Genomic DNA, 26,393 nt, shown 5'->3' with positions numbered 1-26,393 from the left:
CCGGTCTCACATCTTGTGCATGTCCGGCATCATGTTGGTGTTGAGGTGGTACATCACCCATAGCGAACCGGCGAGCACGATCACCACGATGACGATGGTGAAGATCAGGCCCATCATGTTCCAGCCGCCCTCGGAGCGGCCGTTCATGTGCAGGAAATAGACCATGTGCACGACGATCTGCACGGCGGCGAAGGCCATGATCACGATCGCCGTCAGCGTCGCATTGCCCAGCACGTCGTTCATGACGAGCCAGAACGGGATCGCGGTCAGGACGACCGAGAGCAGGAAGCCGGTGACATAGCCGCGCAGGCTGCCATGCGGGGCATGGTCATCGCCATGGGCGCCATGCTGTTCGGCTTGGTCGTGGGAACCGCTCATTTCAGCACGCCCATCAGGTAGACGAAGGTGAAGACGCCGATCCAGATGACGTCGAGGAAGTGCCAGAACATCGAGAGGCAGAGCAGGCGCCGCCGGTTGGCCTCGATCAGCCCGCGCTTCGAGACCTGCACCATCAGCACCGTCAGCCAGATCAGGCCGAAGGTGACGTGCAGGCCATGCGTGCCCACCAGCGTGAAGAAGGAGGACAGGAAGGCGCTGCGCATCGGCGTCGCACCCTCGCGGATGAGATGCGCGAACTCGTAGAGCTCGATCGCCAGGAAGGCGAGGCCGAACAGCCCGGTGATGAGGAGCCAGCGCTGCATCAGCGCCTGCTTGCCCTTGTCCATGGCCAGCATGGCAAAGCCATAGGTGATCGAAGAGAACAGCAGCATCGCCGTGTTGACCGCGACCAGCCTGAGATCGAACAGGTCGGCGCCCGATGGCCCGGCCGCATAATTGCGCCCGAGCACGCCATAGGTCGCGAAGAGGACTGCGAAGATCAGGCAGTCGCTCATCAGGTAGAGCCAGAAGCCCAGCATGGTCGAGCCGCCTGAATGGGCGTGCTCGTCTTCGGTCACATAGAATGCCGGAACGCTCGCGGCCTGTGCCTGTGCTTTCGCCTTGGCCATCATCGCCCCTCAGGCCCGTCCGAGCTGCCGGCTGCGCGCTTCCTCTTCCCGCACGACCGCGTCAGCGGGAATGTGGAAGTCGCGGTCGTAGTTGAAGCTATGCGCGATCGCGGTCGCGACCACGCCAACGAAGGTCAGCGCCGCCAGCCACCAGATGTACCAGATCAGCGCGAAGCCGCAGATCGTGGCGAGCCCGGCGATGATCACGCCAGCGCCGGTGTTCCGCGGCATGTGGATCGGCCTGAAGCCGCCGAGCGGGCGCCGGTAGCCGCGCTTCTTCATGTCGGCCCAGGCATCGAGGTCATGCACGATCGGCGTGAACGCGAAATTATAGGCCGGCGGCGGCGAGGAGGTCGACCATTCCAGCGTGCGCCCGTCCCATGGGTCGCCGGTCGTGTCGCGCAATGGCTCGCGCCTGATGATGCTGACCGCGATCTGGATGATGAAGCAGAGGATGCCGAGCGCGATCAGCACGGCGCCGAAGGCCGCGATCACGAACCAGATCTGCAGCGAGGGGTCCTCGAAGCGGCTGAGGCGCCGCGTCACGCCCATCAGGCCGAGAATATAGAGCGGCATGAAGGCGACGTAGAAGCCGATCACCCAGAACCAGAACGACAGCAGCCCCCAGAACTTGTCGAGCTTGAAGCCGAAGGCCTTGGGGAACCAGTAGGCGATGCCGGCGAAGACGCCGAAGACCACGCCGCCGATGATGACGTTGTGGAAATGGGCGATCAGGAACAGGCTGTTATGCAGGATGAAATCGGCCGGCGGCACCGCCAGCATTACGCCGGTCATGCCGCCGATCACGAAGGTGATCATGAAGGCGAGCAGCCACAGCATCGGCAATTCGAAGCGGATGCGGCCGCGATACATCGTGAACAGCCAGTTGAAGATCTTCGCGCCCGTCGGGATCGAGATGATCATCGTCGTGATGCCGAAGAAGGAGTTCACGCTGGCGCCCGAGCCCATCGTGAAGAAATGGTGCAGCCAGACGAGATAGGACAGGATGGTGATGACCACCGTCGCATAGACCATCGAGGCATAGCCGAAGAGGCGCTTGCCGCAGAAGGTCGAGGCCACCTCGGAATAGACGCCGAAGATCGGCAGGATCAGGATGTAGACCTCCGGGTGGCCCCAGATCCAGATCAGGTTCACGTACATCATCGGGTTGCCGCCGAGATCGTTCGTGAAGAAATTCGTGCCGACATAGCGGTCGAGCGTGAGCAGCGCGAGCGTGGCCGCCAGGATCGGGAAGGTCGCGACGATCAGCACGTTGGTGCACAGCGACGTCCAGGTGAAGACCGGCATCTTCATCATGTCCATGCCGGGCGCGCGCATCTTCACGATGGTCGCGATCAGGTTGACGCCGGACAGGGTCGTGCCCACGCCCGCGATCTGCAGGGCCCATAGGTAGTAGTCCATGCCCACCCCGGGCGAGTAGGCGGCCCCCGAGAGCGGCGGATAGGCGAGCCAGCCGACCTTGGCGAATTCGCCGACGAAGAGCGACATCATCACCAGCACGGCGCCGCCGACCGTCATCCAGAACGAGAAATTGTTGAGGAACGGGAAGGCGACGTCGCGCGCGCCGATCTGCAGCGGCACGACATAGTTCATCAGGCCGGTGACGAAGGGCATCGCCACGAAGAAGATCATGATCACGCCATGCGCCGTGAAGATCTGGTCGTAATGGTGCGGCGGCAGGTAGCCCTCATTGCCGGCAAAGGCGATCGCCTGCTGGCCGCGCATCATCAGCGCGTCGGCGAAGCCGCGCAGCAGCATGATCACGCCGAGGATCATGTACATGATCCCGATCTTCTTGTGGTCCACGCTGGTGAACCACTCGTGCCAGAGATAGCCCCAGAGCTTGTAGCGGGTGACCAGCGCGACGAGGGCAAGCCCGCCGAGCGCCACCACGGCGAAGGTCCCGATCAGGATCGGCTCGTGATAGGGGATCGCTTCAAGGGTGAAGCGGCCGAAGATCAGCTTCCACCAGTCGGGGTAGGTCATCGCTCACTCGCCTAGTTGGCGGCGCGGGCGGTGACGCCCGCGGTGCCGTAGACATCGGTCGGCGTGCAGATCGCCGTCACGAACGGGCGCGGCGGCATCGGCTGCCCGCCCCGGCGCACGCTCTTGTCGTATTCGAGCTGCGCGACGATATGGATGCCCTCCTTGCCGCCGCCGCCCTTGGCGTCCAGCGCCATCATGTCGCGCGTGCACATCTTGGCCCGGTCGACGCACATGTTGAGGACGGCGCTGAACAGATCGGACGGGATGTCGCGGAAATAGCGCACAGCCTCGCGCTCGCTCGGGCGCTCCAGCACGAGATATTCCTCGCGCCCGAGCGTGCTGCCGTTGCGGATCGCGCCCTGCACCCAGTCGCCGAAGCCCTTGTCGTCGACGCCGCGGAAGCGGAAGCGCATGTCGGAGAAGCCGGCGCCGCTGTAATTGGCCGAGAAGCCCTCGAACTCGCCGGCATGGTTGATCACGGCGTTGAGCTTGGTCTGCATGCCCGGCATCGCGTAGATCTGGCCGGCAAGCGCGGGAATGAAGAGCGAGTTCATCACCGAGGACGAGGTGATGCGGAACTCGATCGGCTGGTCGACCGGCGCCACCACCTCGTTGAGCGAGGCGATGCCCTGCGCCGGGTAGAGGAACAGCCATTTCCAGTCGAGCGCGACGACCTGGATGACGAGTGGTTCCTTCTTGACCCCGTTGCCGCCGGCCTTGGCCTCGACCACCGGCTTGCTGGCGCTGATCCGGTTGAGCGGGCGATAGGGATCGAGCAGATGCGTGCCCATCCAGGTCATGGCGCCCAGGATGACGATGATCAGCAGCGGCACCGACCAGATCACCACCTCCAGCGGCAGCGAGTGGTTCCAGTCCGGGTCGTAGCTCGCCTTGGCCGAGGCGCGGTAGCGCCAGGCGAAAAAGATCGTCAGCGCCATCACCGGCACGATGACCAGCAGCATCAGCGCCGTCGAGGCGAGCAGGAGGTTTCGCTGCTGCAACGCAACATCGCCGGATGGGCCGAGCAGGACCATCTGGCAGCCGCCGAGCAGCGCGAACAACGGCAAAATCGATAGAGTTCGAAAGATTCTCAAGAGACTCGAGACCTCCCTGATCCGGGACCGCCGTTCTCTATTCCCATTCTCCCGCACTGCACATCGGACAATCTGTCCCATTGCGGCGGTTTGACGGGTGGCTTCTATCCACCGTATCCATTTGCAGGAGGTGCGGGCAAGTCCGGTTCTGACGGCCGGCCCGCCAAAGAGGAATTCGCGGTCATGAGCGCTGACGCGGCGAGCCGTTCATCGAGTCACAAGACAGGCGAGCACGGCCACGGCCATGTGGCACCGACCGATATCGCGCTCGGCGTCATCATCGGGCGAACCTCGGAATATTTCGACTTCTTCGTCTTCGGGCTGGGCTGCGTGCTGGTCTTCCCCGAACTGGTCTTCCCCTTCGCCGACCGACTGACCGGTACGCTCTACGCCTTCGGCATCTTCGCGCTGGCCTTCGTCACCCGTCCGATCGGCTCGGTGCTGTTCTTCGCGATCGACCGGCGCTACGGCCGCGGGACCAAGCTCACGGCCGCGCTCTTCCTGCTCGGCGGCTCGACGGCGGCAATCGCCTTCTTGCCGGGCTATGCGACGCTCGGCATCTGGTCGATCGTCATCCTCGCGGGCTTCCGCCTGCTGCAGGGCATCGCGCTCGGCGGTGCCTGGGATGGCCTGTCCTCCCTGCTCGCCCTCAACGCCCCGCCGAACCGCCGCGGCTGGTACGCGATGCTGCCCCAGCTCGGCGCGCCCTTCGGCTTCATCCTCGCCGCCGGTCTCTTCGCCTATTTCGAGGGCGCGCTCTCCAGGGAGGACTTCCTGAGCTGGGGCTGGCGCTATCCGTTCTTCGTCGCGCTGACGATCAATGTCGTCGCGCTCTTCGCCCGCCTGCGCATGGTCGCGACCCCTGAATTCGCCGAGCTGATGCAGACCCGCGAATTGATGCCGGTTCCGGTGGTCGAGCTCATCCGGGTCCACGGCAGCACGCTCATCCTCGGCGCCTTCGTGCCCCTGGCGAGCTTCGCGCTCTTCCACCTCGTCACCATCTTCCCGGTCAGCTGGATCAATCTCTTCACCAACCGTTCGGTCTCGGAGTTCCTGCTGGTGCAGAGCGCGGGCGCCGTGGTCGGCGCCGGCGCGGTCGTGACCTCCGGCCTGATCGCCGACCAGATCGGCCGCCGCAACACGCTCCTGCTCTCGGGCGGCATGATCGCGCTGTTCAGCCTGTCCAGCATCGTCGCGCCGCTGCTCTTCGGCGACAGCCTCGCCGGCCAGACGATCTATGTCATCGTCGGCTTCGGCCTGCTCGGCCTCGCCTATGGCCAGACCGCCGGCGCGGTCGCCTCCAGCTTCAAGCCGCAATACCGCTATACCGGCGCAGCCCTGACCTCCGACCTCGCCTGGCTGATCGGCGCCGGCTTCGCCCCGCTGGTGGCGCTGACGCTGTCCAGCGCCTTCGGTCTCGCCTGGGTCGGGCTCTACCTGCTCTCCGGCGCGCTCTGCACGCTGGCGGCTCTGTGGATCGATCGGCGGCTGGAAGCGCGCTACGAATAGCGCGCCACGTCCGTCTCAGCCCTGCCGATACAGGAAACGGTCCGGCTGGACCGGCTCCTCGCGCAGGCCCATGCGCTGCACCCGGTAGAGATGCTTGGTGAAGGCCAGCGCATCGGCGCGCGAGAGTTCGCGGCCTCGGTAATAGGCCTCCATCTCGACGCGCACGGCCTCCGGCGGATGGCGCGCGATCTTGCCGGCGACCTCGCGGGCCGTCGCCATCAACGCATCCGGCGCGACGACCCTGTTGACCAGCCGGTGCGACAGGGCCTCCTCGGCCTCCATCGGGTCGCCGGTCAGCAGCATCCACATCGCGACCGTATGCGGCAATTGCAGGCCGAGCCGCGAGGTGCCGCCCGCGCCGCCCATGCCATAGGCGACCTCGGGAAAGCCGAACTTGGCGTTGGTCGAGGCGATCCGGATATCGGTCAGCGAGAGCAGGTAGATCATGCCCTGCCCCAGGCACCAGCCATTGACCGCGCCGATGATCGGTTTGAAGCGCTCGAGCGCCAGCACGTCGCGCGACCAGGAGAAGTCATGCGGCGTCTCGCCCTCGCCATTATGCGGCCAGAGATGGTCGGCGAGCTCGTCGCGCGAGGTGGTGCCGCGCTTGTAAGGGGTCTTGATGTCGTCCCCGGCGCAGAAGCCGCGCTCGCCCGCCCCGGTCAGGATGCCGCAGCGGATCGAGGTATCCGCCAGAAAATCCTTCAGCGCGAGGAAGAGCTCCTTGTGGATCATCGGATTGGTCGGATTCACCGACCCGTTCTCGATGGTGAAGACGGCGATGTCGCCATCCTTCTCGTAGCGAAGCGGCAAGGCGGTTCTCCTTCGGCGCGGATGTCTCGAAACGGAAGCGGTTCAGCCGGCGAGCCAGCCGCGGGACAGGCGGTCATAGGCGCCAGCACGTAGGTCTTCGCGCTCAGCGACGATGACGTGCTTGGCGACCTTCTCGGACGGGGTTTTCGGCAGGCTCGCGCGGAATTCGAGGAAGCGCGGCACCTTGAACGGTGCGAGATGCGCGCTGCAATGCGCGAAGAATCCATCGACATCGAAGGCAGCGGCCGCAACGCCCGGCTTGAGCACGATGCAGGCCTTCACCTCCTGCCCCCGGTCCATATCGGGGACGGGGATCGCGGCGGCTTCGAGGATATCCTGCCAGCCGAGCATCACGGCCTCGACCTCGCGCGCCGCGATGTTCTCGCCCGAGCGGCGGATCATGTCCTTGATCCGCCCGACGATCGTGTGGAAGCCGCGCTCGTCGCGCCGGAACAGGTCGCCGGTGCGGAACCAGCCACCCTCGCGAAAGCTGTCGGCATTGGCTTCAGGCTTGTTCCAGTAGCCCTGAAGGATACCGGGCCCGCGAATCCACAATTCGCCGATCTCGCCGGGCGGGACTTCGTTGCCGTCCTCGTCGCGAACAGTCGCTTCGCGGAAGGGCGAGGCGATGCCGCAGGTGCCCGAGCCGACCATCGAGGTCGCGCCATAGGGCGTGAACAACGCCGAGCCGACCTCGGTCATGCCGAAGCTCTCGCGCGCCACCACGTTGAAGCGCGCTTCCAATTCGGCATGCATGTTCTTCCGCAGGCCGAAGACCGAGACCATCTTCAGCGGAATGTCGCGATCGTCAGGTCGCGGCGCCTGCTTCAGAACGATCTGCGGGAAGATGCAGTATTCGATACCGTAGCGTCGGACCCAGTCGAGGAAATTGGTGCCCGAGGCCTTGGCCGCGACGAAGAGCGTGCCCTTTAGGCGCATCGCCATCAGCAACAGCCATTGCGGGTCCATGTAGTAGAAGGGCTGCGCCGCGATGACATGCCTGACGATGCCGTTGGCGCGCATCGCCGCGACACGGCCCAGCGTCAGCCAGTAGCGGTGGCTGAGCATGCAGCCCTTGGGAAAGCCGGTCGTGCCCGAGGTGTATTGGATGTTGATGAGGTCATCGAGTTCAGGCTCGCGCGCCGGGGCGAAACCCGCCGCCGGCGTCGCGGCCAGCTTTTCCCAATCGCCCTCCCCGCCGACGACGATCGGCTTGGCGAAGGCCGCGAGGTCCCGGACCTCCGGCGCCTCCCCGATCTCGGCCAGCACGCCGGCCTCGATCACGATCGTCCCGGCGCCGCTATCGGTCAGCACATAGGCGACCTCACGCGGGGTATAGCGGACATTGACCGGCACCATGATCGCGCCGATCCGCGCCAGCGCCAGCCAGGTCAGCGGAAAGGCCGGAATGTTCGGCAGCATCACGCCGACGCGGTCGCCGAAGCCGATGCCGCGCGCCGCCAGCCCCGCCGCGAGCGAACGCGTCTTCTCAGCAAGCTCGCGATAACTCAGGACGATGCCCGCCTCGAAGAAATTCGCCGCCGGGGCATCGCCCATTTCGGCGGCACAAGCCTCGATGAAGGCCGCGAGATTGCGCGGGAACGGCTCGGCCTCGATCAGCGCGCGCAACTCCGCGGCTTCCTGCAATTCCCTATCCATCGGCCTGTTCCGTCCTGAGCCGGCGCAAGCCGGCGCTGCGCGCGATTTCCGCGATGCCGAGCCCGACCATCGACATCGCCACCATCACGCAGGCGGCGGCGGCGACGGTCGGGTCGAGCCTGAGATTGAGGTCGTTCCAGATCCGGAGCGGCAGGGTCTCGATCGCTCCGGAGACGAAAAGCGTGATGATCAGGTCGTCGAAGGAAGCGAAGAAGGCGAACATCGCTCCGGCCAGAATCGCGGGCCTGAGCGCCGGCAATGTGACCAGCAGGAAGCTCCGCCACGGCCCGGCGCCAAGCACGCGCGCCGCGCGCTCGATCGTCTCGTCGAGATTGCGCAGGGCCGCGCTGACCACGACAATGACATAGGGCACAGCGACAACCGTATGAGCGAGGACCAGCGTGGTCAGGCTCTCCAGCCATTTCAGCCGCGCGAACAGCATGAACATGCCGAGCGCGATGACGATGCCCGGCACGATCAAGGGCGCAATCGCGAGCCCGTAGAGCAATCCCGCGCCCGGCAGACGATGGCGCACGATCGCCAATGCGCTGGCCGTGCCGATCGCGACCGACAGGATCGTCACGAGCACACCGATCTTGACGCTAAGCCAGAGCGCCCCGCTCCAGGACGCATCGGTGAACAGCACACGGTACCAGCGCAGCGACCAGGCGCTCGGCGGAAAGCTCAGTATCTCCGACTCGTTGAAAGAGAGCGGGATCAGGAAGACCAGCGGAAACAGCAGGAAGAAGACGACCGCGCAGAACCAGAGGGCGAGCGCGATGCGGACGATACGGGGGCTCATCGCGCACCTCCGTAGAGATTGCGCTCCGGCACCAGCCAGCGCAGCAGCGCGACCGCGGCGATCGTCGTCGCCAGCAGCACGAGCGCCATGGCGGAGGCCGCCGTCCAGTCGTTCATCTGGTGAACCTGGAGATCGATCAGGTTGGCGATGGTGCGGTGGCGCGGCCCGCCGAGCAGCGCCGGCGTGATGTAGAAGCCGAGCGAGAGGATGAAGAGCAGCATCGCGGCGGCGACGATCCCGGGCTTCGTCATTGGCAGGTAGACATGCCAGAAAGCGCGCCAGGGCGAGGCCCCGAGCACGCGCGCGGCCCGGACCAGCCCTGCATCGAGCTCGGTCATCACGCCGACCAACGTCAGGATCGCGACCGGCAGCAGGATCTGCACCATGCCGAGATGCACGGCGAGCGGCGTGAACATGAAGCGCTGCGGCTCGGAGGTGATCCCGAGCCAGATCAGCGAGGCATTGAGCAGCCCCTCGCGCCCGAGCACCAGCGACCATGTGTAGGTGCGCACGAGCACGCTGGTCCAGAACGGCAGGAGCACCAGCGCGAGATAGATACCGCGCCGCGAGGCCGGCTGGCCGGCGATGAAGCAGGCGGCAGGATAGCCGAGGACGAGGCAGATCAATGTCACGCTGAGCGCGAGCTTCAGCGTGTTCAGGAAGACCAGCGCGAAGACGGGCGAGGACATCAGCCAGCTGACGCCGGCCCATGCCCCGCCCTTGCCCGCGAACGAAATCCGCATGATCTCGACGAACGGGACCACGAAGAAAATCGCGAAGAGCAGCAGGAGCGGCGCGGCCAGCAACGGCGCCACCATCGACTTCCTGAGCACGTTACCTGTCCCCGGCCCTTGACCCTCAGCTCAGCAGCCAGGCGGCCCAGCGCTCGGTCAGCTTCGGCCGGTGCTCGCTCCAGTATTCCGGGTTGAACGAATACTGGACCGCGACATTGTCGGGATGGATCGGCAGGATTTTCGCAAGCTCCGGGTCCACCTTCTCGATCAGGCCGGGCGCAAAGCCGGGATAAGGCGAATCCTGCAGGAGCTGGACGCCCTTGTCGGGATCGAGGCGCGTCTTCATGTAGCGCATCGCTTCCTTCGGGTGCTTGGCGCCCTTCGGCACTGCCCAGTACGAGAGCTGCAGCGCCCCGCCGTTCCAGATGATGTCGACCGGCTTGCCCTCTTTCTTCAGCGGCGGCACGCGCCCGTTCCAGACCGTGCCCATCACCGCCTCGCCATCGACGAGGAGCTGGACCTGCTGCGCGCCCGTCGTCCACCAGGCCGCGACATGGCGCTTGATCTGGTCGAGCTTCTTGAAGGCGCGCTCGACATCGAGCGGATAGAGTTTGTCGGCCGGCACGCCGTCGGCGAGCAGCGCGAATTCGAGGTTCTGCACCGGCGAATCCTGCAGCGCGCGCGGCCCCGGAAAGCTCTTCACGTCCCAGAAATCGGCCCAGGATTTCGGAGCCTTCCCGCCGAACTTGTCGGTGCGATAGGCGATCACGGTCGAGAAGGTCGAGGTGACCATGCCGTATTTCTGGCGGGCGATCGGCGGCAGCTTGTTGTCAGGATCGACGATCGACCAGTCGATTTCGGTCAGCCAGTTGTTCTTCACGGCCTCGATCATGTCGGCCCCGCCCATCTCGGTCAGGTCCCATTCCATGTTGCCGGTCTCGACCATCGCCTTGAGCTTGGCCAGCGAGACGGGCGCGGTGGCGCGCACGCCGATGCCGGTCTCGGCCGTAAAGGGCTTCTCGTAGATCCGCTCCAGCGACTTGGCGAGGCTGCCGCCCGAGCCGTTGACGGTGATCGTCACGGCCTGCGCGCGAGCGCTCGTGCCCAAGGCGGTAAGCGCCGCGCCGCCCAATGCCAGGCGCCCCATGTCACGTCTCGTCACTGCGGTCATCGTTCGTTCCCTCCCCTTGTTGTCGTTGTGGAATCGATCGTCAGCCGTCGAGGAACGCGGCCCTTTCCAGGCTGAATCCGAGCGTCACGGACGCGCCGACCACGGGGCCGTCGCCGCCATGCCGGCGCTGCTCCTGCACGATCACGCGCCCGGCCTTCTCGGTCTCGACGACATAGCGATAGCTGCCGCCATGGAAGGCGACATCACCGATCCGCCCAGCAAGTACCGGCGCAACCCCAGCCTCCGAGACCCGCGTGAAATGCTCCGGCCGTAGTGCCACCCGCCCGCGCCAACCTTCCGGCAGGCGGGCAGGCGCCGGCGCATCAGCCCCCGCAAAAGCCAGCCGCCCCCCGGTCAGCTCGGCGGGCAGAAAATTGGTCTCGCCGACGAATTGCGCGACGAAGGCGTTGCTGGGACTGTCATAGACCGCGGCCGGCGCGCCGATCTGCTCGATGCGCCCCTCGCTCATCACCACGATCCGGTCGGACATGGCGAGCGCTTCGCCCTGGTCATGCGTGACATAGATCACGGTGCAGCCGATGCGGCGCTGCACCTCCTTGATCTCGTCCTGCATCGCCTCGCGCAGCTTGAGGTCGAGCGCGCCGAGCGGCTCGTCCATCAGCAGCACGCGCGGCTCGAAGACGATGGCGCGGGCGCAGGCGACGCGCTGGCGCTGGCCGCCGGAGAGTTCATGCGGCTTGCGCCCGCCATAGCCGGCGAGCCGGACCATGGCCAAGGCCTGCTCGGCCCGCGCATGGCGTTCGGCCTTGGGCACGCCGCGCATCCGCAGCGGAAAGGCGACATTGTCGCGGACATCCATATGCGGGAACAGCGAATAGCTCTGGAAGACCATGCCGACATTGCGCTTCTCGGTCGGCAGGCGGGTGATCGAGACGCCGTCGATCAGCACGTCGCCGGCGCTGGGCTCGATGAAGCCGGCGAGGATGTTGAGCGCCGTCGTCTTGCCGGACCCCGACGGGCCGAGGAAGGTGACGAACTCCCCACCCGCGATATCCAGCGAGAATTCCCGGAGCGCCTCGACCGGGCCGTAGCGCTTCGTGATCCCCGCGAACGAGATCGGCGCCCCGCCCGCCGAGGCCTGCAACCCTTTCGCGCCGCGATGTGCTAGAGATGGGTGCATCACGATCCTGAAACTGATATCAATGTCAGTATGTGAATCGGAGACGAGACGTGTCAAGCGGTCATCCATCCGCAAAGCAGGCGAACGAAGCCCTCGACGCGGCCAGAATGGCCGTTAACGCAACCTCTGGCTCGAGCGAGCCGCGAGCCGCAACCTCCGGCTTCAGCCTGCCCGAAGCCATGCGGGCCGAGCTCGAAGTCGCGCCGAAACTGTCCCGCTCGGAGATGACCCGGCGAAAGCTGATGATCGCGGCGGCGGAATTGATCCAGGATTCAGGCTTCGGCGGGCTCAAGGTCGCCGATATCTGCAAGCGCGCCGATTTCGCCCACGGCACCTTCTACCTGCACTGGAAGGACAAGCGTGGCGTCGCACATGACGTGCTCACCGCCTTCATGGAAGCAATTCGCGCGCACCGGCCGCAGCGCCAGCCCGGCCAGAGCTTCTACCAGCGCCTCGTCGTCGGCCATCTCTACTATATCGACCTCTATCGCCGGAATATCGGCCTGATGCGCTGCCAGGGGCAGCTCGCCGACGAGCTCGACGAGTTTGCCGCGATCGGGCTCAAGGCCAATCTCGCTCTGGCCCATCGTGTCCTGCGCGCAGCGGAGCGCGAGGAGCCCTCGCTAGCGGCACAGCCACTCCCCCAGCGCCTCGCGACGGCGCTGGGCTGCATCGCCATGGTCGACAAGCTCCTGCACGAGGTCTTCGCCCGCGGCCTCGCCATCGGGCTCGCCGATGACGACTTCGCCGGTACGCTCTCGCTGAGCTGGCACCGTTCCCTGCTCGGCCGCGATCCCTGATCGCAGCGTCGAGCGCTAGGCCGCCTGCGGCTGCTCCTGCGGCGCCAGATAGGCGCTCTGGAAGGTCTCCATCACATGCCCGACCATGTCGCGTGCGACATGGAGCTGGTCGTCCTGGAAGGCGAGCGCGCGCGGCGAGTTCAGCACGATCTCGTAGCTCGGGAAGTAGTCGACGAAGTCGAAGCGGCGGAACAACTCCTCGGCGACCGCCCGCAGCACCGATTTCGAGGCGCTGTTGGCGACGATGACATCGGCATCCTTGAAGGTCGCGCCGAACGGCACCGGCGAGACCGTGACGACGAAGCGCATCTCCGGGTGGCAGTGCTCGCGGATCAGCCCGATGATGTCGAGCATGTCGGCCAGCGTCGCCTCATAGCCGTAATCGACGAAGCGGAAGCGCTCCGGCATGCGCTGCAGCCAGACCGGGCCGGGATGGGCGTTCATCGCGATACCAGTCTGCGCATCGAGCCAGGTCTCCGTCAGGCCGAGCGTGAAGAAGCAGACGCGCGCCTGCCTGATCTGCGCGGTGGCAGCGGTGAGGCGCTTGCGGTTGGCGAGAGCGGTCTCGCGATCGAGCAGCCTGAGGCCGCTGGCCTGCGGATCGAACCACTGCCCGGGGGCAAGCTCGATCAGCCCCTCGTCCGGATAGCTCTCGCCGAGCAGGACGCGCTTGATCTCGTGCGTCATGGAGCGCACCGAGTACTTGTTCAGCGCGCCCCGGCTAAGCTGGCCGCGATCGGCTCCGCCGCCGCGCCCGCTCTCCTCGTTCCAGCTCTCGAAATGCTCGGCCGGCACGCCATGGCCTTCGAGCAGCAGCGGCAGGCCGCGCGTCATCAGGATGTTCTCGACCTCGCGTGCGAAGCAGGAACCCATGGTGAAGATCGGCGCGGACGGATCGAGCCGGAACTTCGATTTATGCTCGACCGCGACATAGTCGCCCGTGGTCAGGCGTTCCTTGGCCATCTTCTCGGGTTTGCCCGAGGTCCAGCCGCGCACGGGATTGCCCCGCATGATCGAAAGGGCCGTGCCCGCATCGTATTCGATCTTCATGATCGTCTCCTGGTTCGTGGAAGCCGATAGCCGGAGGGCCTTCGCGCCTCTGCGAAGGCCGTTCATGAGCCCTGGCCAGCCCTCACATCCGGTGTGGAATGCCGTTCCGGTCGAGGAAGCCGCGCATCCGGTCGTAGGAGCCGGCATAGCTCTTCGCGAGGCCGTTCAGCGCCGCCTCCTGATAGACCGCGCGCCAGCCGCCCTCAGCCAGCGCCGCCTCCGGCACGACCGGAATCTTCAGCGTCTCGGCCAGTTCCTGGCTGCGCGTGTCATAGGCGACGAGCACGCCGGGCACGCCATGTGCGACGGCCGGCAGCACGCCATGGACGCGATAACCGACGGCCAAATCTTGCGAGCGGGCGAAGGCGTCGTAATGCTCGACATCGAAGAACGAGAAGAGCTGTTTCTCGTAGATCCGGCGCATCGCGGCATCGTCCGCTCCGTTCCACCAGCCGGTGCGGGTGAATTCGGCGACGGCCTTCTCCTTGGCCGCGGGATCGCGCAGGAAGAACGCCTTCTCCTCCTGCTCGCCATGCGAGGACATCACCATCTCGCTTTGGCTGTCGACCTTGAGCAGGGCGGCCTTCTGATTGCGCAGATAGGCCTCCGGATCGGCGGTGTAGCTCTTGTCGGCCTCGCGACGCAGGCTGAACGCGACCTTGCGGATCTCGCGCTGGTCGGGAACGCGGATCTGGAGGTCGCGATTGCGGGTACGAAAGATCGAGGGGCAGCCGACCACCTCGACATTGCGGATGCCGTTCTGCCGGAGCGTCTCGGCGCTGAAGGCCCCGCGCACGCCGATGGCGGCCGAACGCTCGGCCACGATCGACCAGAAGCGCTTCGAGCCCTCCGACAATTCGATCCGGCGGTTCTGGCTCGCCTGTGCGCCGACGCCGATGGCGTAGACCGGCAGCTTGACCTTCTCCAGCACCTCAACGGCGCGGAACCAATCCATGCTCTCATGGATGAAGTTCGAGCCGCGCACGAAGACGAAATCGAACTCGGTGGCATAGCGCGCGATGTCGGCCTCTGTCGGCGACATGATCTTCATCGGCTCCAGATGCGCGTAGTCGAGGAGCTTCAGCGTCGAATCGTAGACGATCATGTCGCCGATATTGAAGTAGTCGCTGAGCAGCTTCTCCATCGGCGCGCGATACCAGCGCACCTTGTCATGGTCGTAGACCTCACCCGCCGGATAGATCACCAGCGCACGCAAGGCTTTTGTCTTCGACACCGGGCGCAATTCCGAACCGGGCGCGAGCGCGCCGGTGCGGGCATCAGCAACCGCGATCGAACGCAATCGTGTCTCCGGCAGGGCCGGCAACGGAATCGCGACCTCCGCCACGGTCGCATCGCCGGTGACGAGCGCGCCTGGATTGATCGTGGCGTAATCCTGCCCGTCGAGCAGCAGGCGCAGCGACGGCCAGCTTCCTCCCGGCTCGCGGGCGACGAGGACGACGGCCTCCTGCGTGGTTGCGCGCAGAATCTTCATGCTCTGCACGGCCTGGCTGGCCGGGAGTGGATGGGCGGGCGCATTCATGGATTGTCCTTCACGATGCGAACCTTGATGCGGACGAGATCGCGCTGCGGGCCGATCTTGCAGTCGGCGACATGCATCTTGGTCATGAACAGAAAGGGCGTGTCGCCCGTGGTTTCGAAATTGCGCGAGGGCGAGGCAGGGTCCGCGATGGCGCCGTAGCCATAGCGATCGCGGTCGCCGCAATCCTTGCTCCACATCGTCGGATGCGTGACGAGCGTCTGCAGCGGCGACCAGCTCACGAGGTCATTCGACCAGCTATAGGCGACGCGCCCGCCGGCGATGCCCTGGCGCGGATCGGGGCCGAGATGAAACAGCGCAAGCCATTGCCCGCTCGCCTCATGCCGCGTGACCGAGCCGACCGTCGTCGGCAGGTGCCTCAACGGCTGGCATGGCCGGGCCTGGCTCAGGTCGTCGCGATAGGGATCGACGGCGGGAATCGTGAAGTCCTGCCCGTCGAAAGCGCGCCATGCCGTCGCGTCCTTGATATCCGTCGAACGGAACAGGCAGACGCCGTTCTTCTGGCCTTCGCCGCCGGTGGTCGCGATCAGAGCGTACCAGGCGCCGTCCTTCTCGACGATGTTGGAGGGATTGAAGAAGCCGCGATGCCGGCCCTGCCCGACATCCTGCTTGTAGGGCGGCGCCGCCACCAAGGGGCGCGGCTCGTCGGTCCTGAAGCTGCGCCCGCCATCATTCGAGCGGGCGGCGGTGACGACATTGTACCAGCAGCTCATCGCCTCCTTGAAGCGGCAGGCGCCGGGATGCTTGTCCGCATGATATTCGGCATGGATCAGCGCCTCGACATGGCGCCCGTCGCCGGTCCAGGTCGCGGCGATCCAGCTCTTGTCGCTGAACGCGCTCGGATCGGCGCTGTTCTTGGCCTCGAAGGAAACGGAGCAGCTCTTGCGGATCGAGGCGAGGTCGCGGCCGATCAGCGGGCGATTGCGATAATGGCTGGCGAAGGCCACGACCTCGCCCTTGTCGTCGCGGAAGGCACGCAAGGGCGCATCCGGCAGGTCCCATTGCTCGCAGCGCTCGCGCGCCCAGGACACCACCGTCTCCTCCTTCGCATCGGGTGCGAGTTCAAGCCGATAGCCCTGCGCCATCGCGGGCGCCGCCAGCAGCAGACAGGCCGCCGACAGCACCGCGCGCAGGGTGCGGGCGCTCCTCATGCCACCTTCCTTTCCGGCGCGGGCGCCGATTGGGCAGCCGCAGCCGGCTTGACCATCTTGTGGTCGACCTTGTTCTCGCTGAGGAAGGCGCTCATCGCGCGGTAGACCTGCCCGTAAGCCGCGTTGAAGCGGTCGAAGCGCGCCTGCTCCCAATAGTCTTCAAGCCTGAAATCCTGCCCACCGAAGACGTCGACGCTCGGGATCTTGAAGGTATCCGCGAATTCGACGGTGCGGCTGTCATAGGTGAAGTAGATCGAGGGCGTGCCGTTCGCGAGCGCCATCAGGTTGCCGTGCAGGCGGTAGCCGAGCACGAGGTCGAGCCCGCGCACCAGCCGCTCATATTCCGCCACCACGTCGGAATAGAACATCCGGGTTTGGTAGAGCCGCTCGACCTGCTCATCGAGATACCAGTTATTGGCCCATTCATTGGCGCGCAGCGCCGTCATCGCCTGCGCCTGCTGCTCGATCGTGCCGAGCGCGAGCTTCTTCTCCTCGACCTCGCCTTGCGACATCAGCGTGACCTCGAAACGATCCGCCATCGCCTTCACCAGCGAGCGATGGAAGGTGAGGTAGCGCTTGATGTCCTGCGCATAGGTCTTCGAGACCTCGCGCCGCAGCGTGACGCCGGCGGTCTTGATCTGCTCCAGCGGCGGCAGGCGGATGGCGAGGTTGGGATCGTTGTTCCGGAACGCCGTCGGGCAGCCGATGATACGGACATTCCTGATGCCGAGATCGTTCAGCACCTCGGCCGAATAGGTGCCGCGAACGCCGAGCGAGGCGGTGGAATCCGAAATGAGCTTGAGGACGGTCTTCGTGTCCTCGCTCAGCTCCAGCTTGCCGCTGACCGGCGCCTGCGCGCCGATGCCGAAGGCGATGACCGGAATCTTCAACCGGCGCAGCACCTCGGCCGCCTTCGACCAGTTCATCTGCGCGTGGACATAGTTGGAGCCGCGCAGGAAGACGTAGTCGTACTCGGCATTGAGCCGGTCGATCATCGTCGGGTCGACACGATCGATCGGCAACTCGTCGAGCTTCTCGAAATTGAGCAGCTTCAGCGAGGAATCGAAGACGAAGGCGTCGCCGATATTGTGGTAGTGCTCGATATGGCTCTGCAGATCGGCATGGCGATACCAGCGGACATTGTCGTGGTCATAGACCTCCCCGGAGGGGCTGATGACGAGGATGCGGGCCATGGTCGGGTCTCCCCTGTTGTTTCGTTATGGTTTCAGGCGATCATCGCAGCGTGGTCCTGCCGCGTGGCGGCAGGCTTGCTGCGTTCCGCCAGCAGGCGGCGGTAGAGGTCGAGATGCGTCCCGGCGCATTCGACATGGCTCATCGGCTGCTTGATGCCGCCGCGCAGCCGCTCCCACAGACCGGGCTCGGTCAGCGCGCGCGTCATGCAGTCGACGAGGTCTTCCGGGCTGCCGGGCCGGAAATGCAGGCCGTCGACCTCGTCGGTGATCTTCTCGGCCATGCCGCCAAGATTGCTCGCCAGGATCGGGCGTCCGTGGAAGAACGCCTCCTGGATCACGATCGGCGAGTTCTCCCACCAGACCGAGGGCATCACCATCCAGTCGACCGAGCGCATCAGGTTCGGCATCTCGCGGTTCTGGAAGGCGCCGCAGAAGCGCACGCGCCGGCCGGCCGCCTCGACGAGCTTGGCGAACTTGTCCTGATAGGCCTGCGGCTGCCGCTCCAGATTGCCGCCATAGACCAGCAGGATCGAATCCTCGCCCCAGATTTTTTCCGGGATGCGCGTGACCGCGTCGATCAGCACGTCAGCGCCCTTGTAGGGCGTGAGCTGGCCGAAATAGGCGAAGCGCGAGCGCCGCCCTTTGCCTTCCGGCAGCGGGCGCGGCGGTGCGGCGCCAGCGACATCGATACCGTTCTCGATCACCGAGAAGCGGTCTTCGGCAAGGCCCCAGTCGACATAGCGGTCGACGAGGAAGCGGCTCGGCGAGACGAAATGGTCGGCGAGCCCCAGCATGCCCTTGATGAAGGTCTCGCGCGCCAGAAAGCGGGCCGGCGAGATGTCCGGGAAGCAGGCGTTGCAGTCGGTCGGCGACGACCGGTAGCAGAGCTTGAAGGCGCCGGTCTTCACCATCTGGCCGTGGTGGTGGCAGATCGAGAGATATTCGTGGAAGGTCACCACGATCAGCGCGTCCGGCAGCGCGTCGCGCACCGCGAACAGGCATTCGAGGCCGAGCCCGATGAAATGGTGGAAATGCACCACATCGGGCTTCAGGTCGTTCAACACGCGGACAAAATCGCGGTCGATCTCCTCCGTCGCCCGGTTCGAGATCAGGAAGTGGTCGTAATCCTCGGCGTAGTAGAGCAATTCGCCGCCGCGCTGGCGCAGGCTCATCAGCGCCGTGCCGGCATGGCGCGGCGTCGGCGCGCCGACGCGGGCGAGGAAATGAGAATCGACGCCCTCGCCGGCCTGCAAGCCCTTGTGCAGGTTGTAGGACGCCACCTCCGCGCCACCCAGGGACAGCGAAGGGTGGCCGTGCGATATCACGAGAACCCGCATCCTCAGCCTTTCATGTTGGAGATGGCGAGCGCCCAGCGCCGATCGAAGCTGGTGCGGTCGGCGAGCTGCGCGAGTGCGCCGGCATGGGGCGTCGCGGTCTCCGCGTCGTCGACGGCATAGACCTCGACATCGGGCACCCAGAGCGAGGGCGAGCCCGCCATCCGGAGCTTGAGGCAGAGATCGAGCCCCTTCTCCGCCGTGGTGAAGTAGTTGCGGGCAAAGCCGCCGACCTCGATGAAGGCGGCTCGCGACAGCACGCAGCACTCGCTGGCGCCGGCGGCGACCTCCATCGGGCCGAGATTGCCGACCGCCTCAAGGGGGTAGCCGACGAAACGATTGGCGATGCGCCGGTTTGCCCCCTCGCCTTCCAGCCAGGCGCCGGCCCAGCGGATGGAATCATCCTCGAAAAGCAAGGTCGGGCTCGCGACGCATTGGCCGCCACGCGCCCGATAGGCTCGCTCCAGCCGGCCGAGCCAGCCGGGCATGCGAATCTGCGCGGCGCCGGAAAGCAAGGCGACCGTGTTGAATCGACAAGCCCGCACGCCCGCCTCCAGCGCATCGCAGGCATCCTCGACGCCCTCCACCGCGACGAGGCGCACCGACAAGCCATAGAAGCGCGCCAGCCGCCGCGCTTCGGCGCCGACGCGGTCGAAGCTCTCGGAGGGCGCGGCGAGCACGATGGGCAAGGGCCGCGCCTCCGGATCCATCGCCAGCAATGCGAACAGCGCCGACAATTCGCGGTGACGGTGATCGAGCCCGATGACGAGGCCGAGCGGGGCCTCGGGATCGAAGGTGCCGACATCGAGCGTTTCCGCGGCGCGCGGCGGCGCGATCTCGGCCGCCTGCAAGGCCGGCGCGATCTGGCGCTCGACCACGGCGTTCGCGGTCGAGGAGCGCGGGTCGAGCAGGCCGAGCACGCGCTCCAGCGCGCGGCGCGCCGGGGCGCGATTGGGTTCGAGCGGCAGGAAGGCCGGGCCCGTACCCTGCACCTCGAAGGCAAGATGCAGCGGCTGGCCGGCTTCCGGCAGGAGTTTTGGCGCAAAGACGATGAAGCCGTGATTGTTGCGACGCGATGCCAGAGCCGGGCCGAAGCGCGGGTCCTCCATGAAGGCCGCCGTCACGTCGGCGCGCTGCACCCGCGTCCAGAGGCGATCGACGGCGCAGGACTGGCTGCCGCTGCGCAGCGAGATGCCGCCGACCCGCCGCTCGGGATCGAACAGCCAGCCGATGATCAGCACGCCGGTGCCTTCGACCACCGTGACCGAGTCGATGCCGGCGCGCACCGGCTCCTCCAGCAGGCAGACCGTATCGCGCCCGTCGAAGCGCTGCGAGGCGCGCTTCAGCTTGTCGATCGTGGCCTGCGGGGCGGTGCCGCGCTGCAGGCCGTCGCGCAGATGGCCAGGCACGGTGATCGGCTCCAGCAGGACATGGCGCTCATAGACTTCGAGCGCGCGCCAGCCGTCATTACCGCGGAAATAGAGCCGCTCGATCTCGCCGGGGTGCTGGGCGTGGCAATCCTCCAGCAGGCCGAAGAAGCCGCGCGCGCCCTCGCCGAGATCGTCGCGCTCGAAGGTCCCGGTTTCGAGATGGGCCGGCGACAATCCACCATGCGAGATCAGCAGCTTCACCCGTCCGGCGGCGAAATGGGAGGTCCAGCCCTGCAGGAAGATGCCGCCGCCCGAGCCAGCGATATCGTCGAGCTTGCCCATCACCTCGACGAAGCCGCCCGGCCGCGCTACCGTCTGCAAGAGCATCGCCACGGCCCTGAGACGACGCGGGTTGGGCGCGCCAGTCAGCAGCACTTCGAGCAGGCCGTCGACCACGCTCGGAAAGGCCTGCCCGGCATCATCGGCGAGCTCGGAGAGGAAGGCCTGCAGGGGTTGAGGCTTCGGCGCCAGGATCAGCCGCAGCGGCCGGCCGGGACGACCGATCAACAGCGCGCCGGTGCCGCTGTCGTCGATGCTCGGTGCCGGCGCCAGGCACAGGAAGCCGGTGGCTGCCGAAGGCTCGGAGCCTGGCCGGCGCCAGCTCAGCACCATCGTCTGGGCACGGTTGCGCGGATTACCGTCGACCGCGACCGGCACCTTCGCGGGAATGGCGTCGCAATGGCTGCGGACGAGGATCGCGTTCTCGCCGAGCGGCGTCCAGGAGACGGTCGGCGCCTGCGCGATCGCTGTCCTCTCGGGAACGATGACCTCGCTCATCGCCTCACCCTCCCCACAAGGTGACGGCGAGCGTGACGAAGGACATCACCGCGGCGAGCGCCGAGAGGAAGCCGAGGATGACGGTGACCTGCCGGAGCGGGGCCCGCGCCTCCTTGCGGATCGCATCCAATCGCTCGTCGAAGCCGCGCAAGGTGCCGTCGAAGCGCAACTGGAAGACGTCGAGTTCGCCGAGCCGGCGCACGATCTCGCTCTGGCTCTCGGTCTCGGCCTTGGTCGCCTCGGCCAGCGCATGATTCTCCTCGAGCCGCGCCGCGATTCGATCGAGCTTCTCGTTGAGCTCCTTCTGGGCAAGCTGGGCGCGCCGGTTGAGCACGATCAGCATCTCGACCTTGTCGAAGAAGCGCGCCAGCGGCACGGCGATCGCCGCCTCCGCCGCCAATTCGTCCGCCGCCGGCAGGCGCAATTCGAACTCGGCGCCCGTCGCAGGAGAGACGCCGACGACCGTCAACCGGGCGCGCGCCGCAACCAGCGTCTCGTCGAGATCGATCGAGAAGGCGTGCTTGCCGTCGCCAATGCCGTTGCGGCGCAGGTCGATGCGGCTCTGGTCGGCCTTCGTTTCCGCGACGACCTTGCCGTCCAGGGAAATCCTGACCGTGATCGCTTCGTCGGGGCGGGCCTCGTCCCAGATCCAGCCATGCAGACGGCTGCCGTCGAGGGCATCGACCCGTCCGTTCAGGCGGGCGGGGTTGACGTTAGGCAGGCGGACTTCGTTGTCCTGATGTTGAGCCGTGGTCATGCGGCCTCCGCGAGCTTGAGGTCATCGAAGAGGGCGAGGTGGCGGCCGGCGCAGTCGGCCAGCGTTGGCTGCTCGGCGATGCCGTGGACGAGGCGCTGCCAGAGGCCAGCCTCCTCCGTCGCCCGGCGCAAGGTGCGGGCCAGCGCGACCGGATCACCCGGCCGGACATGCAGCCCGTCGATCTCGTCGCGCACCATCTCGGCCATGCCGCCGATGGCACTGACGATCGGCGGGCGGCGGTGCTGGAAGGCTTCCTGGATGACGAGGGGCGCGTTCTCCCACCAGATCGAGGGCATCACCACCCAGTCGATTTCGGCCATCAAGCCCGGGACCTCGTCACGGGAATAGGCTCCGTAATGCGTGACGACGCCCTCCGCGCCGCCGAGCGCTGTCTCGAACGCCGCGGTGAAGGCCTCGCTCTGGAACGGCGCGCCACCATGGATGCGCAGGGAGAATTCGGTCTCGCCGGAAGCCTGCAGCAACTGCGCCGCCTGCAACAGCGGCAGCACGCCCTTCCAGGGGTTGAGATTGCCGAAATAGCCGAAGCTGGCACGGCGACCCGTGGCTTGCCGGTGCGGCGCAGCCTCCTGCGCCGGACGGGCATTGGCGATGACTTCGATCCGCTCTCCGGGCAGGCCCCAGTCGACATAGCGCTGGCGCAGGAAGCGGCTCGGCGCGACGAAGCGGTCGACGACGGCCAGATGCGTCTTGATGAAGCGCTCGCGCAGCAGGAAACGGTCCGAGCCGATCTCGGGGAAACAGCCATGGCAGGCCGAGGGCGAGGAACCGTTACAGCGCTGGCGGTCGCCCGGCCGCACCATCAGCCCGTCATGATGGCAGATCGGGTAATAGTCGTGCAGCGTCATCACGATCGCCGCCTGCGGCAGGAGCCGGCGCGCCAGCGTCAGGAACTCCGCGCCGATCAGCACGAGATGATGGACGTGGATCACGTCCGGCCGGAACTCCTCCAGCAGCGTCGCCAGGTCCTGCAACGTGCCGTAATGGTCGATCTGGCTCATGTGGAAGCGGTCGTAATGCTGGCTCCACAGCACCACGTCCTCGCCGATCGCCTGCAGCGCCGTGCCCGGATGCGGCCCGCGATGCATCGCATTGGTCGCGCCAAGGAACAGCACCTCGCAGCCCTGCTCGCGATAGGCCTGCGTCAGGTCATGCGCGAAAATCTCGGTGCCGCCCGGATGCAGCGACGGATGGTTATGCGCGACGACGAGGATGCGCCGGCTCATGCCACGCCTCCCGGTCCCTTGCCCCCCGGTTTCGTCGCGATCAGCAGGTCCTGGTAATGCGCCGCGCTGATGCCGCGCCAATGGCCCGGGCGCAGTGCCTCGACGGTAAGCCCGGCCTGCGCCGTCTGTTCCAGCAGGAAGCGGCTGTCGATGCCGGCGGCCGCCAGCGGCGCCTCGTCGATCGCGTACCAGCCCGGCCCGTCCTGCCAGCGCTTGAACGACAGACGCTCCTGGCCGGTCGCCGCGCCGTCGATCGCGAAAGCGGTGAGGAAGAGCCGCCCGCCCGGTGAGAGCAGGCGCGCCGCCTCCTGCAGATAGACCACCAGTTCCTCAGGCGGCAGATGCGTCGCGACCGAGGTCATCGTCACGAAATCGAAGCTGCCATTGGCGAAGCCGAAACGGACCTCGACGCCCGGCAGGGAACCGGCCGGATTATACAGGGGATGGGCGATATCGAGCCGCTGGAAGCGGAAGCGCGGATAGGCCGGCGTGATCGTCTGGGCGCACCACAGGATGCCCTCCATCACCGGATCGACGCCGTCATAGCTGCCGCGCGCGGGGTCGAGATACTGCGTCAATGGCACCGCCATGCGGCCGATGCCGCAGCCGATGTCGAAAACGCGCTCATGCGGCTTCAGCCGGCCGATCCGGATGAAATGGCCGAGGAACTCGGCGCCGATGGCGCGATAATCGCCGTCGCCGACGAAGATCGAGTCCGGCGGAGGGTGCGGCATGAAGCGGTTGCTCTGCAGCGAGGCCAGGAGCCAGTCGAGCTCGGGCCCGGCGGAGGCTTCCGCGGGAACTGGCTCCGGTGCGATCTGTCTCAGGGCAGTCATGCGGCGGTCGCTCTCCTGAAGGTGAAGCGGGGGACAAGGTCGGGCTCGCTGGGAGCGGCAGGCGCCGGCAAAGCGAGCTCGGGCGCCGAGGTCTCGAAGGCCTGCATCAGTGCCTCGATCTGGGCGCCCCAGCGCTGCGACTGCAGCCAGGCATTGTGCTGGGAGGCGGCGCCGCGCGTGTAATCGGTGCTGCGCGCGATCGATTGCCGCTCAAGGTGGTAGAGCGCGACATCCGGGACATAGAGGATGCCGAAGCCGGCGCGGCGGATCTTGAGGCAGAGATCGCTGTCCTCGTAATCGCCGATCACATAGCTCTCGTCGAAGCCGCCAAGCTCCTCGTAGAGATCGCGCGCCATCACGATGCAGGCGCCTGTGACACCCGGCACCGGTCGCTCGATAGTGGCCGGCGCATAGCTTCCGGGCATGCCCTTGAAGTAATGATGGTTGAGCCAGGTGCCTTTACTGTCGCGCTTGAAGAGCAAACCGGCATGCTGCAGCGAGTTGTCGTCGTAGAGTAGTTTCGGACCGACAGCGCCGACCCGTGCGCGGCGGTCGAGCCGGGCCATCAAGCCCTCCAGCCAGCCATTACCGGTCGGGATCACGTCGGAATTGACGAGGGCGAGCACCTCGCCGCGCGCCACGGCAGCGCCGGCATTGCAGGCGGCCGAGAAGCCGCCATTGCGCCGCATCGCGACGAGCTGCATCGGCAGGCCATAGGCGAGATGCAGGCCGCCGAGGAGATGCGCGACCTCGGCCTCGTGCTCGGGCGAATCGAGCACATAGATCAGCTCGGCATTCTCCGTGAACCACGGGTCGCCGGCGAAGGCCGCGACCTGCACGCGCAGGAAATCATAGACACGGTAGAGCGGGATCACGACCGAGGCCTTCGGCCGCGCCAATGGCTGTCCATACGCCTTGACGACCGGCTCCGGCCGGCTGTCGCGCAAATCCTCCTGGCAGGCGGCGAGGATCGGCGCGAGCGTCGTCTCGATCATCTCCGCGGTCAGATATTGCGGCGGGATCGCCGCCAGCGCCCGCGCCCGGATCGTCACCGGATCGGCCGGCTGCACCGGCGGGCGCAATGTCAGCGTCGTCCCGGATTTCAGCTTGATCTCGCAACGCGGCTGCAACACCGGCGCACCGCCGGCATAGTCCGGAGCGAAGCCGGCGAAGCCCGTGGCGGCACGCGTCTCGCCATCCGCCCCGGTCGGCAGGCGCACGGGGAAGCGCTGCAAACGCGACAGCATCGCGATCGGCTCGCCATTGCCGCGATGGAGCAGCACTTCTTCCAGGAGATCGTCGGGATCGCGCAGCCAGCCGCCGATCAGCAATCCTGCCCGGTTGCAGACGGCGAGGTCGAGCTCGGCCGCAGGCAGGTCGTCGCTGCGCCGGACATGCTGGACGGCGAGCGGCACGCGCCGCTGCATTTCGATGGCGAGCAGGCGTCCCTGTTCGGACAGACCTGCGAGCTGCTCCACCACCCAGTTGCGCAACCCGTCGCGACTCGCGGCCTTGCCGGCCCACCAGCGGCCAAGCGAGGGCGCGGATTGCCGGCCGGGCAGCGCGCGCAGCACCAGCGAGCGCTCGCCCTGCAAGATCAGCAGCCCGCCGCCACGGCTCGGCGGCGCATCCAGCACGAGATGAACCTCGCGCTTGCCGCTGCGGTTGGCCGCGCCGAGGCGCGACTTGAGATCGAGGCGCGTCAGCCCGGCGCCGTCGAGGCGGGCGACACCCTGCAAGACACCGAACTCCGCGGGCACCGCCGTCTCGAACAGCCACTGCCCGTCGACCAGCACCGCGGTCGGCTGCATCGCGATGGGCTTCGGGAACAGCGTCAGCAGGAACTGGCGCAGGAAGGACAGGTAATTCGGGATCGCGGCGAGGCCGAACAGCGGTGGCCAGGCACGGACCAGCGCATTGGCGAGCGTCAGGCGCGCCTGCGGCGCCAAGTCCTTGAGAACTTCAGCCGGATCGGCAAGGCCGTGGACGAGCGTCGGATCGAAGCCGGCCGTCACCTCACCTTGCGGGCCGTGATCCGAGAGCGTTGCGACGACATGGTCATGGCCGGACGAACGGAAAGCGACGGCGAGCCGCTCGCGCCCGTCGCGCAAACCGAGCGAGATCGAGGCCGCGGGCAGACGCCGGCCGCCAGCCGTGAGCGCGATCGCGGGCTTGCCGAAGGGCGAGGCCTCGAGCGTCCAGCAGAGCAGGAAGACCGAGCCGCCGAGGCGGTGGAGTTCGAGCTGGGCAGGCGGTGTCGTCGCCATCGCGACGGGCGCGAGAGAAAGCATTGGGGCGTTCCTGCGGCACGGAGAATCCCGGAGCG

Annotated in this window: 22 protein-coding genes; 2 read left to right on the top strand and 20 right to left on the bottom strand. The window is 66.6% G+C overall.

The annotated features are described in order from the left end of the window. Positions 1 to 6 precede the first annotated feature (6 nt). From cyoD to cyoA, 4 genes are read right to left on the bottom strand one after another with little or no spacing between them, the layout of a single operon-like run. Positions 7 to 378, bottom strand: coding sequence for a cytochrome o ubiquinol oxidase subunit IV (cyoD, locus tag AC07NY_RS01715; RefSeq protein WP_494581330.1), 372 nt, complete (start codon positions 376 to 378; stop codon positions 7 to 9). After that, positions 375 to 1,007, bottom strand: a complete 633-nt coding sequence (gene cyoC, locus AC07NY_RS01710) for a cytochrome o ubiquinol oxidase subunit III (protein ID WP_494581328.1) — start codon at positions 1,005 to 1,007, stop codon at positions 375 to 377. The genes cyoD and cyoC overlap by 4 nt, the downstream gene beginning before the upstream one ends. Positions 1,008 to 1,016: 9 nt before the next feature. Next, complete coding sequence (gene cyoB / locus AC07NY_RS01705) at positions 1,017 to 3,014, bottom strand: cytochrome o ubiquinol oxidase subunit I (RefSeq protein WP_494581327.1); 1,998 nt, start codon at positions 3,012 to 3,014, stop codon at positions 1,017 to 1,019. Positions 3,015 to 3,025: 11 nt separating this feature from the next. Then, entirely contained in the window at positions 3,026 to 4,108 is a 1,083-nt protein-coding gene (gene cyoA / locus AC07NY_RS01700; protein WP_492285726.1) for a ubiquinol oxidase subunit II, read from the bottom strand. A gap of 183 nt (positions 4,109 to 4,291) precedes the next feature. On the opposite strand from cyoA, the gene AC07NY_RS01695 reads away from it, so the two are divergent. Then, positions 4,292 to 5,617 (top strand): MFS transporter, encoded by a 1,326-nt coding sequence (locus AC07NY_RS01695; RefSeq protein WP_492285727.1) that lies wholly within the window; start codon positions 4,292 to 4,294, stop codon positions 5,615 to 5,617. A gap of 15 nt (positions 5,618 to 5,632) precedes the next feature. Here the strand turns inward: AC07NY_RS01695 and AC07NY_RS01690 are convergent, their stop codons facing one another. Genes AC07NY_RS01690 through AC07NY_RS01665 form a run of 6 tightly spaced genes read right to left on the bottom strand, consistent with a single transcriptional unit; the run spans position 5,633 to position 11,937 of the window. After that, a complete protein-coding gene (locus tag AC07NY_RS01690) occupies positions 5,633 to 6,430 on the bottom strand; it encodes an enoyl-CoA hydratase/isomerase family protein (RefSeq protein ID WP_494581326.1) in 798 nt (265 codons plus the stop codon). Positions 6,431 to 6,472: 42 nt separating this feature from the next. Further along, positions 6,473 to 8,089 carry a class I adenylate-forming enzyme family protein gene (locus tag AC07NY_RS01685; RefSeq protein WP_494581324.1) on the bottom strand — a complete coding sequence of 539 codons (1,617 nt, stop codon included), beginning with the start codon at positions 8,087 to 8,089 and terminating at the stop codon, positions 6,473 to 6,475. Further along, complete coding sequence (locus tag AC07NY_RS01680; protein WP_494581322.1) at positions 8,082 to 8,891, bottom strand: ABC transporter permease; 810 nt, start codon at positions 8,889 to 8,891, stop codon at positions 8,082 to 8,084. The genes AC07NY_RS01685 and AC07NY_RS01680 overlap by 8 nt, the downstream gene beginning before the upstream one ends. After that, positions 8,888 to 9,724, bottom strand: coding sequence for an ABC transporter permease (locus tag AC07NY_RS01675; protein ID WP_494581320.1), 837 nt, complete (start codon positions 9,722 to 9,724; stop codon positions 8,888 to 8,890). Before AC07NY_RS01675 ends, AC07NY_RS01680 begins: the two co-directional genes overlap by 4 nt. Before the next feature lie 25 nt (positions 9,725 to 9,749). Further along, a complete protein-coding gene (locus AC07NY_RS01670) occupies positions 9,750 to 10,796 on the bottom strand; it encodes an ABC transporter substrate-binding protein (protein ID WP_494581318.1) in 1,047 nt (348 codons plus the stop codon). 40 nt (positions 10,797 to 10,836) lie between these two features. Next, positions 10,837 to 11,937, bottom strand: a complete 1,101-nt coding sequence (locus AC07NY_RS01665; RefSeq protein WP_494581316.1) for an ABC transporter ATP-binding protein — start codon at positions 11,935 to 11,937, stop codon at positions 10,837 to 10,839. Positions 11,938 to 12,044: 107 nt separating this feature from the next. Between AC07NY_RS01665 and AC07NY_RS01660 the strand changes: the two genes are divergently transcribed. Next, positions 12,045 to 12,737, top strand: coding sequence for a TetR/AcrR family transcriptional regulator (locus tag AC07NY_RS01660; RefSeq protein ID WP_494581314.1), 693 nt, complete (start codon positions 12,045 to 12,047; stop codon positions 12,735 to 12,737). 15 nt (positions 12,738 to 12,752) lie between these two features. Here AC07NY_RS01660 and AC07NY_RS01655 read toward each other — a convergent pair whose 3' ends face one another. From AC07NY_RS01655 to AC07NY_RS01610, 10 genes are all read right to left on the bottom strand, one after another. Then, positions 12,753 to 13,787 carry a GSCFA domain-containing protein gene (locus tag AC07NY_RS01655; protein ID WP_494581312.1) on the bottom strand — a complete coding sequence of 345 codons (1,035 nt, stop codon included), beginning with the start codon at positions 13,785 to 13,787 and terminating at the stop codon, positions 12,753 to 12,755. A gap of 82 nt (positions 13,788 to 13,869) precedes the next feature. After that, positions 13,870 to 15,327 (bottom strand): polysaccharide pyruvyl transferase family protein, encoded by a 1,458-nt coding sequence (locus AC07NY_RS01650; protein ID WP_494581310.1) that lies wholly within the window; start codon positions 15,325 to 15,327, stop codon positions 13,870 to 13,872. After that, positions 15,324 to 16,496 carry a hypothetical protein gene (locus AC07NY_RS01645; RefSeq protein ID WP_494581309.1) on the bottom strand — a complete coding sequence of 391 codons (1,173 nt, stop codon included), beginning with the start codon at positions 16,494 to 16,496 and terminating at the stop codon, positions 15,324 to 15,326. The genes AC07NY_RS01650 and AC07NY_RS01645 overlap by 4 nt, the downstream gene beginning before the upstream one ends. Continuing rightward, positions 16,493 to 17,689, bottom strand: coding sequence for a polysaccharide pyruvyl transferase family protein (locus AC07NY_RS01640; protein ID WP_494581307.1), 1,197 nt, complete (start codon positions 17,687 to 17,689; stop codon positions 16,493 to 16,495). The genes AC07NY_RS01645 and AC07NY_RS01640 overlap by 4 nt, the downstream gene beginning before the upstream one ends. A gap of 32 nt (positions 17,690 to 17,721) precedes the next feature. Beyond that, the gene (locus AC07NY_RS01635; RefSeq protein ID WP_494581305.1) at positions 17,722 to 19,026 is read right to left on the bottom strand and encodes a glycosyltransferase family 4 protein; all 1,305 of its coding nucleotides are present in this window, start codon (positions 19,024 to 19,026) and stop codon (positions 17,722 to 17,724) included. A 2-nt stretch (positions 19,027 to 19,028) separates the two neighbouring features. Then, complete coding sequence (locus AC07NY_RS01630; protein WP_494581303.1) at positions 19,029 to 21,230, bottom strand: glycosyltransferase family 2 protein; 2,202 nt, start codon at positions 21,228 to 21,230, stop codon at positions 19,029 to 19,031. A 4-nt stretch (positions 21,231 to 21,234) separates the two neighbouring features. Continuing rightward, entirely contained in the window at positions 21,235 to 21,987 is a 753-nt protein-coding gene (locus tag AC07NY_RS01625) for a hypothetical protein (protein WP_494581301.1), read from the bottom strand. After that, complete coding sequence (locus AC07NY_RS01620) at positions 21,984 to 23,231, bottom strand: glycosyltransferase family 4 protein (protein ID WP_494581300.1); 1,248 nt, start codon at positions 23,229 to 23,231, stop codon at positions 21,984 to 21,986. The genes AC07NY_RS01625 and AC07NY_RS01620 overlap by 4 nt, the downstream gene beginning before the upstream one ends. Then, positions 23,228 to 24,067 carry a class I SAM-dependent methyltransferase gene (locus tag AC07NY_RS01615; RefSeq protein WP_494581298.1) on the bottom strand — a complete coding sequence of 280 codons (840 nt, stop codon included), beginning with the start codon at positions 24,065 to 24,067 and terminating at the stop codon, positions 23,228 to 23,230. The genes AC07NY_RS01620 and AC07NY_RS01615 overlap by 4 nt, the downstream gene beginning before the upstream one ends. Continuing rightward, positions 24,064 to 26,358, bottom strand: coding sequence for a glycosyltransferase (locus tag AC07NY_RS01610; protein ID WP_494581296.1), 2,295 nt, complete (start codon positions 26,356 to 26,358; stop codon positions 24,064 to 24,066). Before AC07NY_RS01610 ends, AC07NY_RS01615 begins: the two co-directional genes overlap by 4 nt. Positions 26,359 to 26,393: the final 35 nt, after the last annotated feature.

Source organism: Allobosea sp. GW821-FHT09G06, from assembly GCF_059416005.1.
This window is presented reverse-complemented; position numbering and strand designations above follow the sequence as displayed.